Below are 13,705 nucleotides of genomic sequence, written 5' to 3'. Positions count from 1 at the left end.
AGCGAAAGTTTGTACCGGAACTGGCGCAAATTCTTGACTTGTGTCCGCGATCGGCGGAACCGTGAACTCTTCGTTACGAAGGCTCACTCCGGTCCTGGCGGAGGCCCCCATGTCGCGTCGCATGCTGCCCATTTTCGTTGCTGCGCTTGCCTTTTCCGGCGGTGTCGTGGCGTCGGTCCCGGCCGTCGCGGCCGCGGAGACACCGATCTACCGCGACACCCGGTACACGTTCGCGGAGAGAGCGGCGGACCTGGTGGCGCGCATGACGTTGCCGGAGAAGGTGCGGCAGCTGCACACCAACAACGCCCCGGCGATCCCCCGGCTCGGCGTGCAGCAGTACACGTACTGGAGCGAGGGCCAGCACGGCATCAACCGGCTCGGCGGCGACGCGGGCGGTGGCGGGCAGGGGTCCGTGGACAACGTGAAGGCCACGAGCTTCCCGGTGAACTTCGCCGCCGCGATGTCGTGGGACCCCGCCCTGATCCACGCGGAGACGACCGCGATCTCGGACGAGGCCAGGGGATTCCTGGACAAGTCGTTGTTCGGCGCCGCCCAGAACAACATCGGGCCGGACGTGAACGAGTACGGCGACCTGACGTACTGGGCGCCGACCGTGAACATGGACCGCGACCCGCGCTGGGGCCGCACCGACGAGGGCTTCGGCGAGGATCCGCACCTGGTCAGCAAGATGGCCGGGGCGTTCGTCAACGGCTACCAGGGCAACACGATCGACGGCGTCGCGACCACCCCGTACCTCAAGGTCTCCGCGACCCTGAAGCACTACGCGCTCAACAACGTCGAGGACGACCGGCTCTCCGGCAACTCCGCGACCACCGAGGCCGACCTGCGGCAGTACTACCTCAAGCAGTTCCAGAACCTGATCGAGCACGACCACGCCAGCGGCCTGATGACGTCCTACAACTCGATCAACGGCACGCCCGGCGCGGTCCACGGTTACCTCGTGAACCAGCTGGCGCAACGCACCTACGGCTTCGACGGCTACTCGGTGTCGGACTGCGACGCGATCGCGACGGTCTGGCAGCCGCCGCCCACCGGTCACCTCTGGGCGGCGCCGGGCTGGCGGTCCGCGATCGAGGGAGCGCAGGTGGTGTGGACCCAGACGTCCACGGGTCGCAAGATCCCGGCTGCCGCGGGTGCGCTGGCGTGGGGGCTCCGGGCCGGGACGCAGCTCAACTGCGAGGGCGCCAACGCGACGCTCGCCAATGTCCAAGCCGCGATTGACGCAGGCATCCTGTCCGAAGGCGTGCTGGACGCGTCGCTGGTGCGGGTGTTCACGATGCGGATGGCGACCGGGGAGTTCGACCCGGCCGACCGCGTGGCGTACACGAAGATCACCAAGTCCGTGCTGGAGAGCCCGGCGAACCAGGCGCTCGCCACGAAGGTCGCCGACAACTCGTTGGTGTTGCTGAAGAACCAGGGCAACGTGCTTCCCGCCGACCCCGCGCGGACGTCACGAGTGGTGGTGCTCGGCGACCTGGCGGGCAAGGTCACGCTCGGCGGGTACAGCGGCAAACCGACCCACACGGTCAACGCCGTGCAGGGCATCCAAGCCGCGTTGCCGGGTGCGTCGGTGCTCTTCGACGCGGCCTCGACCTCCACGTCGGCGACCGGTCCGGCGGTGCTGTCCGAGGCCACGAAGTCGGCGGTTCGGGCCGCTGACCTGGTCGTGGTGTTCGCGGGCACGGACATGGAGGTCGCGCGGGAGGGCAAGGACCGGCCCACCATCGCGATGCCGGGCAACTACACGTCGTTGATCGACCAGGTGTCGGCGCTGGGGAACCCGCGCACGGTGCTGGCGATCCAGGCGATGGGGCCGGTGACGTTCGACCAGGCGAAGGTGCCCGCGGTCGTGTTCAGCGGCTACAACGGCCAGAGCCAGGGCACGGCCTTGGCGAACGTGCTGTTCGGGAGGCAGAACCCGGACGGGCACCTCAACTTCACCTGGTACCGCGACGACTTGCAGCTCCCGTCGATGCAGAACTACCGGTTGAACGCGGCGGGCACCGGTGGGCTCGGCCGCACCTACCAGTACTTCACCGGCACGCCGGCCTACCCGTTCGGTCACGGCCTGAGCTACAGCACGTTCCGCTTCGCGAACCCGACGGTCGACCGCACCTCGGCCGCGCCCGGCGACACGGTCACCGTCAGCCTCGACGTCACGAACACCGGCTCGCGTGCGGGCACCACCGTGGCCCAGGTCTACGCCGCCACACCCGGCGCCGGTACCGGTGACGTGCCGCGGCAGCGGCTCGCCGCGTTCCAGAAGACCCGTCTGTTGCAGCCCAACGAGACGCAACGCGTCGTGCTGCCGGTGAAGATCCGCGACCTCGCCCAGTGGGACACGGCGGCCAAGCGCGAGGCGGTGCCGGCGGGCACCTACCAGTTCCGGGTGGGTACGGACGCCGCCACCATCACCTCGCGCCACGACGTGCGGGTGAGCGGAACGCTGACGCCCCAGGTGAAGCACGTGACGGTGCAGCCGGAGGCCGTCGTGCACAAGCCGGGTCAGACGTTCGACCTGAAGGCCCGGAACCGCTGGCTGGCCACGGACACGAACGTCACCGCGGACCACGTGGTCGAGGCGGTCAACGACGACCAGACCTTTGTGGACCTGAGCCGCGCGCAGATCTCCTACCGCAGCAGCAATCCCGCCGTGGCCTCGGTCGACGCGCAGGGGATCGTGCGGGCGATCAAGGACGGCGCCGCGACCATCACCGCGACCGTGAACGGCGTCTCCGGCTCTGCGCCGATCGTCGTCAGCGGCACGCTGACCAGCACCGTTCCGTCGATCCTGGCGCCCGGCGCGACCGGCGTCGCCTCCACGACGTTCACCAACGGCAGCGCGGCGGACGTGCGCGGCCTGACCGTCGGGATCACCGTGCCGTCCGGCTGGACCGCGACGGCTACCACCCCGACGACGTTCGACCGGGTCGCCGCCGGAGCTTCGGTCACGGTGCGGTGGAACGTCACCGAGACCGCGACACCGGGCTCCTACTCGCTGGGCTTCACCGCCACCTCGGCGTTCGGCACGTTCAGCTCTGAAGGCACGGTCAAGGTTCCGTACGCCTCGGTCTCGGCTGCTTTCACCAACACCGGCATCTCCAACGACAACCAGCCCGTCCAGGGAGCGTTCGACGGCAGCGGGCTGAACTACTCGGCGCAGGCGCTGGCCTCCGCCGGGCTGGCGGCCGGACCGGTGACCGTCGGCGGCATCGGCTTCACCTGGCCCGCGGCGAACGTGCCGAACAACGTCGTGGCAGGCGGCCAGGTCGTGCCGGTGAACGGCTCCGGCAGGCTGCTCGGCTTCCTCGGCTCCAGCGCGTTCGGCAGCACCTCGGCACCCGGCACGATCGTCTACACCGACGGCAGCACGCAGAGCTACTCGCTGTCGTTCGCCGACTGGTGGTCGGGCAACGCCCTGCCCGGCACGTCGATCGCCGCCGCCACCCCGTACATCAACGTCGGCCCGAACAGCACCCGCCAGGACCAGCGCGTGCACGTCTACCTCGCCTGGGCACCGCTCGACCCGGCCAAGACCGTGAAGTACGTGGTCCTGCCGGACATCGCGCCGTCCCAGGTGCCGAACACCCCGGCGATGCACCTGTTCGCCGTCGGCGTCGGCACCTCGACGGACGCGATCGTCGGCGCGGACCTCGGCACCACCGACGTCCCGCACGGCGCGTGGATCAAGGACGGCGACGACGGCCGGACCGTCCCGGTCACCGTGGGCGGCAGAACCGGCCGCACCACCACGGGTTCCGCGTCACCGTTCATGTACTTCGACATCGACGACAGCATCGTGCCCGGCGGCAGCTACCAGGCCGCCGCGCACGTGACGTACTTCGACCGCGGCACCGCGACCTGGAACATCCAGTACGACTCCTACGGCAACGTCGGCAACAACGCCTACCGCGACTCGGCGTTCGTCACGAACACCGCCAGCGAGACGTGGAAGACGGCGGTGATCCCGTTGCCGGAGGCGGCTTTCCTCAGCCGGCAGAACAACCACTCCGACCTGAGGTTGCAGATCGGCACGAACGGGCAGGCGATCGGCCAGGTGAAGTTCGTGGTGGGCGGCGGCAACGTCGTGCCCATCCACCTGATGTGACGTCAGCGGCTCGACGGTGGGAAGCGCCCGTCCAGACTGCCGAGCGCGACCAGGTCGGTGTACTGGTCCTGCCACGACCTCTCGGTGGCGAGCAGGTCGGAGAGCCGCTGCACCCACGTGTCGTCCACGGTGTCCGGGGAGCCCGCCGAGAGGTGACCGGCGGTCTCCTCCCGGGCCCTGAGCCATTCGGACAACGTCGGTTCGAGCGCGGGACCACCTGCGTCTTCTGGCATGGGCCGACCGTACGCCGTGCGCGTGACCTGTGCCGGTGCGCTACTGTGGCGGAAGTCGGGGTACCAGGTGTCGGCAACCAGCCGCCGCGGTTCCCGATCCCCGTCCGGTCCGGCGTTCTCCGGCCGGAGACAGGAGCGCCGGCTTGCAGCCGGATCGCCAGAACTCCTTTTCTTCTCCTCGATCTCAGCACCCGGCGAGTGGCTTCGCCCAGGCTCGTCAGGCGGCCGAACAGGCCGAATCCCATCAGCAGCACCAGGCGGCCCGGCGCGTCGCGGAACATTCCCGCGACGCGAGCGACTGCCGTGACCTGCTGTCCATGCTCGGCCTGGCGAACCTGCCGGCGTCCACCGGCTCAGAAGGAGCACGCGCGTGACTCGAGGAACTGTCAAGTGGTTCAACGGAACCAAGGGTTTCGGCTTCATCGCTCCCGAAAGCGGCGGCCCTGACCTGTTCATGCACTACTCCGAGGTGCGGGACTACGACTCCGGTGGCATCCCGGACAACCAGCTGGTGGAGTTCGAGGTCACCCAGGGACCGAAGGGACCGCAGGCGGTCTCCGTGCGCATGCTCTGAGGTCAGTCGGGCAGCAACGGCACGGAGATCCCCGGATCACGGCCGAGCAGCGCCGCCCGCGTCACCGACCTGGACCCGAACCGGTCGCGCACGACGTCCAGAGCGGCGTCGAGCGCGGCCGGTTTCCGTTCCTCGAACGGCAGCACCAACTGCATCGGGGTGTCGTTCTGCAGGTTGGTGAGCGACAGGCCGAGCAACGTGATGCCGCGGTTCTCGATCATCGGCATCGCCCCGGCCAGCAGTTCCCGCGCCGCTGCCAGCAGGACCTCGGTCTCGGTCGTGGGATGCGGGATCGTGTGCGACCGGGTCGCGCGCGAGAAGTCGGCGAACCGGAGACGGAGGATCACTGTCCGGCACGCGCGTTCGGCCGTGCGCAACCGGCGCGAGATGCCGTCGATCAACGACGCCAGGATCGCGTCCAGGTCGTCGCGGGTGCGTTCGCGCCGGCCCAGCGCGCGTTGGGACCCGATCGACCGGCGTCTTCGTCCAGTTTGGACCGGACGCGGGTCGTGGTTGTGCGCCAACGCGAACAGGTGCCGGCCCGCCGCCTTGCCGAGCATCGACACGAGCGCGACCTCGCCGAGCCGGGCGACCTCGCCGACCGTCCGCAGGCCCAGGCCGTGCAGCTTGGCGGCCGTCACGTCGCCGACGCCCCACAGCCGTTCGACGGGCAACGGGTGCAGGAACGCCAACTCGCCGTCGGCCGGCACGACCAGCAGCCCGTCCGGCTTGGCCACCCCGCTCGCGACCTTGGCGAGGAACTTCGTGCGCGCCACCCCGACCGTGATCGGCAGGCCGACCTGGTCCAGCACGGTTGCCCGCAGGCGTGCGGCGACCACCTCGGGCGGCCCCGCGATCCGGTGCAGGCCACCGACGTCGAGGAACGCCTCGTCGATCGACAGGCCCTCGACCAGCGGCGTCGTGTCGCGGAAGACCTCGAACACGGCCTTGCTCGCGGCCGTGTAGGCCGAGAACCGGGGCGGCACGACGATCGCGTGTGGACAGAGCCTGCGCGCCTTCGCCCCGCCCATCGCGGTGCGCACGCCGAACGCCTTGGCCTCGTAGCTCGCCGCCAGCACCACCCCGCCGCCCACGATCACCGGGCGTCCGCGCAGCTCAGGCGCGTCCCGCTGCTCGACCGACGCGTAGAAGGCGTCGAGGTCGGCGTGCAGGATCGGGGTGCTCACGAACACATGTTCGCATCCGTCACCCGTTCAGAACAGTGTCCGCTCACGTGAGCGCGCGGGCGATCGGCCAGGCGCCGGGGGAGGTGTTGGACAGGACGGTGATCGTCTTGCCGGTGTGCGGGTCGTGCGTGGACTTGAACGACGCACCCGCGTCGTACCCGGCGAGGATGATGGTGTCGTTCGTTTCGTGCAGCCAGAAGCCGAGCCCGTACCGCAGTTGTTCTTCGGGCACGTCGTGGCGCGGCTTCGTGACGGTCTGCGCGTGCTCGCCCGCGAACAGGGCGTGCCAGAACTTCGTCATGTCGCCCGCGGTGGTGTAGATGCCGCCGTCGCCGTTCGGCACGACCGGCAGGTGGAAGACGTTCGTGCGGTCCGACCCCTCCAGGTAGCCGACGGCCGCGTCGCCGGGGAGCTCGTCGGAGCGCAGGAAGTCCGTGCGGCTCATGCCGGCCTGCGTGAGCACCCGGTCGCGGACGAGGTCGTGGTAGCCGCGGCCACTGGCCCGTTCGGCCAGCAGTGCGAGCACGACGAAGCCGCCGTTGCAGTAGCCGAACCGTTCGCCCGCCTTGAACTTCGTCGGAATCCCGTCGAGCAACGGCAGGAACGACTCGGTGGTCGTCAGCTCGTGCACCGCCCCGATGACGTAGTCGTTCGCCTCCCAGTCGCCTTCCTCGTCGAGGTAGTCGCCGATGCCCGAGGTGTGCGTGAGGAGGTGTTCGACCGTCACGTCGGCGGCGATCAACGGCAGGTCGTCGCCGAGGAGTTCGCGGGCCGTGGTGTCGAGCGCGAGCTTCCCCTCGTCGACGAGCGAGAGGATCGCCAGCGCGGTGAAACCCTTGCCGCCACTGGCGATGCCGAACCGCGTGCCGATGGTGTTGGGCACGCCGTACGCGCGGTTGGCGAGCCCGTAGGCCTGCTCGAACTCGACCTCCCCGGCACGGTCGATCCGCACCACGCCGGAGAAGCCGGTCTCAGCTGCGATGTCGTCGATCTGCGCCATTCCGGCAGGCTAGACCTGGGGTACGGCCTCGGCGGAACTCATTTTCCGGTGCAGGACCAACGGCACCAGCACGACGGCCGCCGCCAGCAGGAACCCGAGCCGGAACGAGCCGCCCGCCACGAGCAGCGCCGCCGCGATCTGCACGCCCAGCGCCGCCCCGATCGCCCGCGCGATCCCGCACGTCGCCGCCGCCACGCCGGTGTCCTGCGGGCCCACCGACGTGATCACGGAGGTGTAGGTGGCGGTCGACGCGGTGCCGACGCCGAGCCCGAGCGTCACCAGCAGCCCCACCACGATCTGCCACGGCGCCTCGTGCCACCCGGCCACGAACAACGTTCCCAACGCGGTGAGCGCGAGGCCCGCCACCAGCACGGCCCGTGTTCCCGCCCGGCGCACGAACACCCCGGACAGCGGCCCGACCACGACCGCGACCAGCACGGTGGGGAACAGGTACAGGCTGATTTCGCTGGCCGTCGCACCGAGCCCGGTGAGCAGCTGCGGCACCAGGAAGTACGTCGCCGAGTAGCTCGCCCCGAGCGCCGCGGCCGTGAGACTCGCGGTCCACACCCCGCGCGCCCGCAGAATCCCCAGGTCCACCAGTGGATGCGCGGACCGGCGTTCGACGACGACCCACCCGGCGCCGAGCCCCGAAGCGAGCACGAGCAACACGGCCGCCGCGGCCGGAGCTTGCGGCGCGACGTAGAGCGCGAGTATGAGCGTGGCCAACGCGAACGCCAGCAACACTCCGCCCAGCCAGTCCAGTCGCACCCGGCGGACCTCCTGCGGACCGGGCAGCACGGCCGGCGCCACCAGAGCCACCACGGCCACGGCGATCGCGGGCAGCAGGAACATCCACTGCCGCGACCACGCGTCGGCGAGCGGTCCGGCGGCGAGCACGCCCAGGCCGGTGCCGACGGTGAACAGGCCGGTCAGCACGCCGACCGCCACCGGGGTCGAGTCGCGGAAGAGCTGTCGCGCCAGCACGAACGACACGGGCAGCACGCCGCCGCCCAGCCCCTGCAGGAACTGGCCCAGCAGGATCACCGGGAACGTCGTCGCGAACGCCGACAGCACCGCGCCGGCCACGATGCACCAGGTCAGCACGAGCAGGGTCCGGCGGCCGCCGCGGTCGTCGGCGATCTTCGCGACGACCGGCATCGTGATGGCCGACGTGATGATCAACGTGGTCGACAGCAGGCCCGCCTGGGCGGCGTCGAGGCCGAGCTCGCGTTGCAGCAGCGGCAGAGCGGGGAACGGGATGCTCTCCAGCGCGCCGATCGTCACGGCCAACGCGGCGAGCACCGCCATCGCGGGGCGGGTGTTCACAGAGGTCACGGCTGGTCTCCCTCGTCCGGGGACCGGTAAAGCTACAAGGTGTAGCGGAAATGCGGTAGAGGCTTGGGCAGCAACCTGTAGCGAAATCCGCAAGCAACCGAACGCGCGGGCGCCCCGTTTCGGGAAGTACCGGGTCCCGTTCACCCACCGGAAAGGACCGAGCGGAGTTGGCGCTCGCCACGATCAGCCGCCCCACCGAGGTGCCCCTGCCGTCCGTGCGGGTCGACGCACCTCGGCGCTGGCCGTTCGTGCTGGTCGCGGCCGTGCTGCTGGGCCAGATGGCCATCGCGATGATCACCACCGCGGTCCAGCAGACCCCGACCATCGACGAACCGGTGTACATCGGCGCCGCCGTCGTCCAGGCCGAGCAGCACAGCCTGCGCTACAACCCCGAGCACCCGCCTCTCGGCAAACTGATCATGGCGACCGGGCTGGCGTTCACGGACGTCACCCTCGACCCCGGCTTCCAGGGCGACCAGACCGAACTGGGACGGCACCTGCTCTACGAGTCCGGCCACGACCCCGGCACGCTGTTGCTCGCCGCCCGGCTCCCGATGATCGTGCTGACCCTGTTGTTCGGCGTGGTCGTGCTGCTCTTCGCGACCGACATCTCGCACAGCCGGGCCGGCGGCGTCCTGGCCCTCGCCCTGTACGCGTTCTCCCCGGACGTGATCGCGCACGGCTCACTGGCCACTTTGGACGTTCCGGCGGCCGGGTTCGTGCTCACCACGGCCTGGCTGCTGTGGCGGGCGCGCACCGCCCCCGCGCTGAACCTGCCGCTCGCCGGGCTCGCCCTCGGCGCGGCCCTGGCGACGAAGATGAACACCCTCGCCGCCGTACCGGTGTTCCTGGTGCTGGTGCTGATCCAGGCGCGCTGGCGGGCCGCGGTGGGGGTGCTGCTGGCGGCGATCACCGTCGTCTGGCTCTCGTACGTCGCCGTCGATCCGGCCGCCTCGTTCCCGCAGGCCTACGTCGACGGATTCCGCGCCCAGATGGAGTTCGAGCACCGGGTCTGGGGCGGCTACCTCTTCGGCACGCACTACGAGGGGTCGCACTGGTACTACCTGCCCGCGGCGTTGGTCATCAAGACCCCGCTCGGCGCGTTGCTGCTCTGGGCGGCCGGGACCGCGGCCCTGATCAGACGCCCGGCGGCGCAGTACGTGCTGGCGCCCGCCGCCGTGCTGCTCGCCGTCGCCATGACCGGCAGCCGCGACCTCGGCGTCCGCTACGCGATCTTCGTGCCGATGTTCCTCGCCGTCGCCGCCGCGGTCGTCGCGCACCGCCGGTACGCCAAGATCGCCGTCGTCATGGTCGCGGCGAGTTCACTGTGGACGTTCCCGTACTACCTGCCGTACTCCAACGAACTCTTCGGCGGCCCGTCGAAGACCCACCTGCACCTGCACGACTCCAACGTCGACTGGGGCCAGGACCTCGGCCGGCTCGCCGAACGGCTGCAGCGCTACCCGGACGAGCACAAGTGGCTCGTCTACAAGGGCGCGGGCGTGCCCGAGCACTACGGGATCCGCGCCGCCGACCCGCGCGGAGTCGCCGCCGACCAGGTGCACGGGCTGCTCGTCGTGTCCAACACGGCCATCGCCAAGGCCGACGCGTTCCTCAGCGAACTGATCGACACGAGCGTCCCGATCGACGTCGTCGGCCACTCCATCACGATCTTCCGCCGTCCGTAGGTAGTGAAAGTTCCGTACCCCTACGGATGCCGTCCCTGATTGTTCCGCACGTGCCCGGCTCCGACAGTGATCGCAGCGAACGACCGCCGTCCCTGCCCTGAGGTGGGCGTTCCTGAGATTCCGGAGAGGAACCATCGTGACGAGAACACGGTCATGGGGCCTGGTGGCCCTGGTCGCGGCCTCGGTGCTGACGCCCGTCGGCACCGCGAGCGCGGCACCGAACGCCCCTGCGGCGAACTACCTGGGGGACACCGTCCCCGCGAACCTCGGTGACGCCTCGCCCTTCTTCGCGGGCGGGCAGAACTCCACCGTGAGCGAGTTCCCCGGCATCATCGCGGGCATCCGCGCCGGGGGCACGCGCCCACAGGGACAGACCTGCACCGGCACGGTCGTGGCACCGCGCAAGATCCTCATCGCGGCGCACTGCGCGGACGCCCAGGGGGAGAAGAAGTTCGTCTACGGGCTCGACGACCTCAAGGATTACAACAACGGCAACGGCACCGGGTTCGCCGTCAACGTCGTCAGCTACAAGAAGCACCCGAAGTACGTCAACTTCGACCAGGGCTTCGACGTCGCCGTCGTGACCGTGGACCGCGACATCGCGCTCAAGGGCGGTGCCGCGTACCCGAAGTTCGCCACGTCCGCGGACTCCGGCGGCGCCGCGCCGGGCAAGACCGGTGTCGGCTTCGGCTACGGCAAGAAGGACTTCAACGACACCTCGGCCGACGTCACCCTCGACAAGGCGAGCCTGCCGGTCGTCAACGGCGACAGCGTCTGCCAGGGCGTCGGCGCGGGCTTCAAGTCGGCGACCATGATCTGCGCCGGCTACAACGACGGCCGCATCACGATCCTGCCCGGCGACAGCGGCGGCCCGCTGGTCTTCGACGGCAAGATCTACGGCGTCGCGTCGTGGAGCCGGTCGGACTTCAAGTGGTACTCGATCTACGGCCGCCTGGACAACGAGATGGGCGACTGGGTCAAGACCGAGGTCGGCGAGCAGCCGCCCGTCGGTGACTTCGGCCTGAGCGTCGCGCCGGGCAGCGGTTCGGTGGCAGCGGGCAAGACGCTCTCCGCCGGAATCACCACCACGGCCGGTTCCGGTGGCGCGGAGAACGCCACGCTGTCCGCGTCCGGCCTGCCGAGCGGCGTGAAGGCGGTCTTCCAGCCGACCTCGGTCACCACCGGCAACTCGGCCAAGGTCACGTTCGACGCGAGCGCTTCGGCACCGAACGGCACCTACGAGATCACGGTCACGGGGTCGACGTCGAGCGGCAAGACGGCGTCCGCCAAGTACTCGCTGACCGTCACCGGCGGCGGCGACCCGCAGCCGGGCGACTTCACGCTCGGAGCGTCGCCGAGCAGTGTCAAGGCGGCCAAGGGCAAGTACGTCTCCACGACGATCTCGTCCGACGGCGACGGCCAGACGATCAACCTCTCCGCGTCCGGTGTGCCGAGCGGCGTGAAGGCCACGTTCCAGCCGACCTCCATCGGCGCGGGCAACTCGGCCAAGGTCACGTTCGACGTGTCCACAACGGCGGCGGCCGGCACCTCCAACATCACGGTCACCGGCACCGACGCCAACGGCAAGACGGCCACCACCTCGGTGTCGCTGACGGTCGAGGGCACCGACCCGCCGACCGGTGAGGTCAAGGTGACCGCGACGCCGTCGTCGGCCACCGTGAAGCAGGGCCTGCTCGGCCAGACCGTCGTGAAGGCGTCCGGTGGCACCGGGAACCTCACGCTCACCGCGTCCGGTGTGCCGACGGGTGCCCAGCTCTCGTTCAACCCGGCCACGATCGGCCAGAACGGCAGCAGCAACGTCTGGATCTTCACCAACTTCTCCACCCCGCCCGGCACCTACCAGATCACCATCACGGCGAAGTCCGCCGACGGGAAGACCGGAACGACGACGTTCTCGCTGACCGTCACCCGATAGCTCCCCTGGCAGGGGGAACAGGGAAGAGCCCCGGAGCCGATGCGGCTCCGGGGCTCTTCTTCTTTCGTGGTGGGATCAGACCGTCAGGGTCCAGGTGTCGATGTTGCCGGTGTCGTAGGTGTAGACGTCCTTCACCTGAAGCTTCCAGGTGCCGTTGCGCGCCTCGGAAGACAAGTCGACGGTGTAGGTCTCGTGGACCCCCGCCGAGGACGAGGCGCCGCCCGCCTTCTTCAGCACGTAGGACTTGCCGGACGGGCTGACCAGGTCGATGGCCAGATCGCCGGTGTAGGTGTGGTTGACGTCGACCTTCACGGTGGCCGACGCGGTGGAGTTGCCCGTGCAGCCCGAGATCGTCACCGACGACGAGACGGCCGTTCCGTTGTCCGGAATGGACACGTCGTCACCGTTGGTGCCGGGACCGCACTGCGGCGGGTTGGGGTCGCCGCCGCCGATGAACCCGCTGTACAGCAGCTTGTTCGGCGAACCGGACCCCGGGTTGGTGACCTTGCCGGAGGTGGCGTTGTTCACCAGGGCGTCGCGCAGGGCCTGCGGGCTCGCGGACGGGTTGGCCGACAGGTACAGCGCCGCGACGCCCGCGACGTGCGGGGTGGCCATCGACGTGCCGGACATGTTGGTGCTGCCGCCGTTCAGCCCGAGCGAGGTGATGTTGTCACCCGGCGCGAAGATGTCCGTGCACGTGCCGTAGTTCGAGAACGAGGCACGCGCGTCGTTGGACGAGGTGGCGTTCACCGTGATCAGCGACGAGATCTTCGCCGGTCCGGTCGAGCACGCGTCGGTCGAGCTGTTGCCCGACGCGACCGCCATCTGCACGCCGGAGGCGACCATGCCGGCGATGGCGTCGTTGCCGATGTCCGGGGTGTCGAATGTCCAGGAAGCGTTGACCACGGCGGGTTTCTGGGCGTTCGCCGTGATCCACTCGATGGCCTTGACGCCCGCCGAGTCCGGACCGTTGCCCGTGCAGTTCGTGCCGAGCATGCGGACCGAGACCAGCTTGGCCTTCTTCGCGACGCCGTACGTCTTCGAACCGACCGTGCCGGCCACGTGCGTGCCGTGCCCGGAGCAGTCCTGCCCGTTCTGGCCGTCCTCGATGAAGTCGGCGCCCACGGACGCGCGGCCCTCGAAGTCGGCGATGTTCGTCTTCACGCCCGTGTCGGTGATGTAGACCGTCACGTTCGACGCGCCACCGCTGGGGTAGGTGAACTTCTTGTCCAGCGGCAGCGACGCCTGGTCGACGCGGTCGAGGCCCCACGTCGGGTTGTTCTGCACGTCCAGCGCCTTCGCGGTGCCGTCCTGGTACACGGCCCTGACGGCCGGGTCGGCCGCCAGCCTGCGCGCCGCGGCCTCGCTCAGGTTCGTGACCTGGAAGCCGCGCATGGCACGGGAGAACACGGCGTCGAGGGTGCCGCCGTACTTCTTGTTGAGGGTTTCGGACGACGCCTGGATGGCGGCGCCGGCCTTGAGCGACACGATGAAGCTGCCACCGGCCGCCGGGTTCTCGGCCTTGACGAAGTCGGCCTCAGCCGCCTGCGCCGGGGTGACCAGCGCAGCCGAGGCCAGGGCCAGAACGGCGAGCCCGCAGGTTTTGCGGTGCATGGGAAGTCC

The 13,705-nt window shown here is 69.8% G+C and carries 10 protein-coding genes; 5 read left to right on the top strand and 5 right to left on the bottom strand.

The features are described from left to right. Positions 1–109 precede the first annotated feature (109 nt). Positions 110–4,129 carry a glycoside hydrolase family 3 C-terminal domain-containing protein gene (locus tag ACFWNN_RS36505; RefSeq protein ID WP_382444515.1) on the top strand — a complete coding sequence of 1,340 codons (4,020 nt, stop codon included), beginning with the start codon at positions 110–112 and terminating at the stop codon, positions 4,127–4,129. Between the two features lie 2 nt (positions 4,130–4,131). Here ACFWNN_RS36505 and ACFWNN_RS36500 read toward each other — a convergent pair whose 3' ends face one another. Next, complete coding sequence (locus ACFWNN_RS36500; RefSeq protein ID WP_382444514.1) at positions 4,132–4,362, bottom strand: hypothetical protein; 231 nt, start codon at positions 4,360–4,362, stop codon at positions 4,132–4,134. A gap of 143 nt (positions 4,363–4,505) precedes the next feature. Between ACFWNN_RS36500 and ACFWNN_RS36495 the strand changes: the two genes are divergently transcribed. Both ACFWNN_RS36495 and ACFWNN_RS36490 read left to right on the top strand, forming a co-directional pair. Then, a complete protein-coding gene (locus tag ACFWNN_RS36495) occupies positions 4,506–4,736 on the top strand; it encodes a hypothetical protein (RefSeq protein ID WP_382444513.1) in 231 nt (76 codons plus the stop codon). Next, positions 4,733–4,936, top strand: a complete 204-nt coding sequence (locus ACFWNN_RS36490; RefSeq protein ID WP_382444512.1) for a cold-shock protein — start codon at positions 4,733–4,735, stop codon at positions 4,934–4,936. Before ACFWNN_RS36495 ends, ACFWNN_RS36490 begins: the two co-directional genes overlap by 4 nt. 2 nt (positions 4,937–4,938) lie before the next feature. Here ACFWNN_RS36490 and dinB read toward each other — a convergent pair whose 3' ends face one another. Genes dinB through ACFWNN_RS36475 form a run of 3 tightly spaced genes read right to left on the bottom strand, consistent with a single transcriptional unit; the run spans position 4,939 to position 8,458 of the window. After that, complete coding sequence (gene dinB / locus ACFWNN_RS36485; RefSeq protein ID WP_382444511.1) at positions 4,939–6,129, bottom strand: DNA polymerase IV; 1,191 nt, start codon at positions 6,127–6,129, stop codon at positions 4,939–4,941. 37 nt (positions 6,130–6,166) lie between these two features. Further along, a complete protein-coding gene (locus ACFWNN_RS36480) occupies positions 6,167–7,123 on the bottom strand; it encodes a serine hydrolase domain-containing protein (RefSeq protein ID WP_382444510.1) in 957 nt (318 codons plus the stop codon). A 9-nt stretch (positions 7,124–7,132) separates the two neighbouring features. Continuing rightward, positions 7,133–8,458: an MFS transporter gene (locus tag ACFWNN_RS36475; RefSeq protein WP_382444509.1), complete on the bottom strand. Its 1,326-nt coding sequence runs from the start codon at positions 8,456–8,458 to the stop codon at positions 7,133–7,135. 167 nt (positions 8,459–8,625) lie between these two features. Between ACFWNN_RS36475 and ACFWNN_RS36470 the strand changes: the two genes are divergently transcribed. Both ACFWNN_RS36470 and ACFWNN_RS36465 read left to right on the top strand, forming a co-directional pair. Beyond that, positions 8,626–10,146: a phospholipid carrier-dependent glycosyltransferase gene (locus ACFWNN_RS36470; protein ID WP_382444508.1), complete on the top strand. Its 1,521-nt coding sequence runs from the start codon at positions 8,626–8,628 to the stop codon at positions 10,144–10,146. A 136-nt stretch (positions 10,147–10,282) separates the two neighbouring features. After that, positions 10,283–12,082: a trypsin-like serine protease gene (locus ACFWNN_RS36465; protein WP_382444507.1), complete on the top strand. Its 1,800-nt coding sequence runs from the start codon at positions 10,283–10,285 to the stop codon at positions 12,080–12,082. A 75-nt stretch (positions 12,083–12,157) separates the two neighbouring features. Here the strand turns inward: ACFWNN_RS36465 and ACFWNN_RS36460 are convergent, their stop codons facing one another. Beyond that, positions 12,158–13,696, bottom strand: a complete 1,539-nt coding sequence (locus ACFWNN_RS36460) for a S8 family serine peptidase (RefSeq protein ID WP_382444506.1) — start codon at positions 13,694–13,696, stop codon at positions 12,158–12,160. Between the last annotated feature and the right edge of the window lie 9 nt (positions 13,697–13,705).

Source organism: Lentzea sp. NPDC058450, assembly GCF_042721395.1.
GTDB lineage: Bacteria > Actinomycetota > Actinomycetes > Mycobacteriales > Pseudonocardiaceae > Lentzea.
This window is presented reverse-complemented; position numbering and strand designations above follow the sequence as displayed.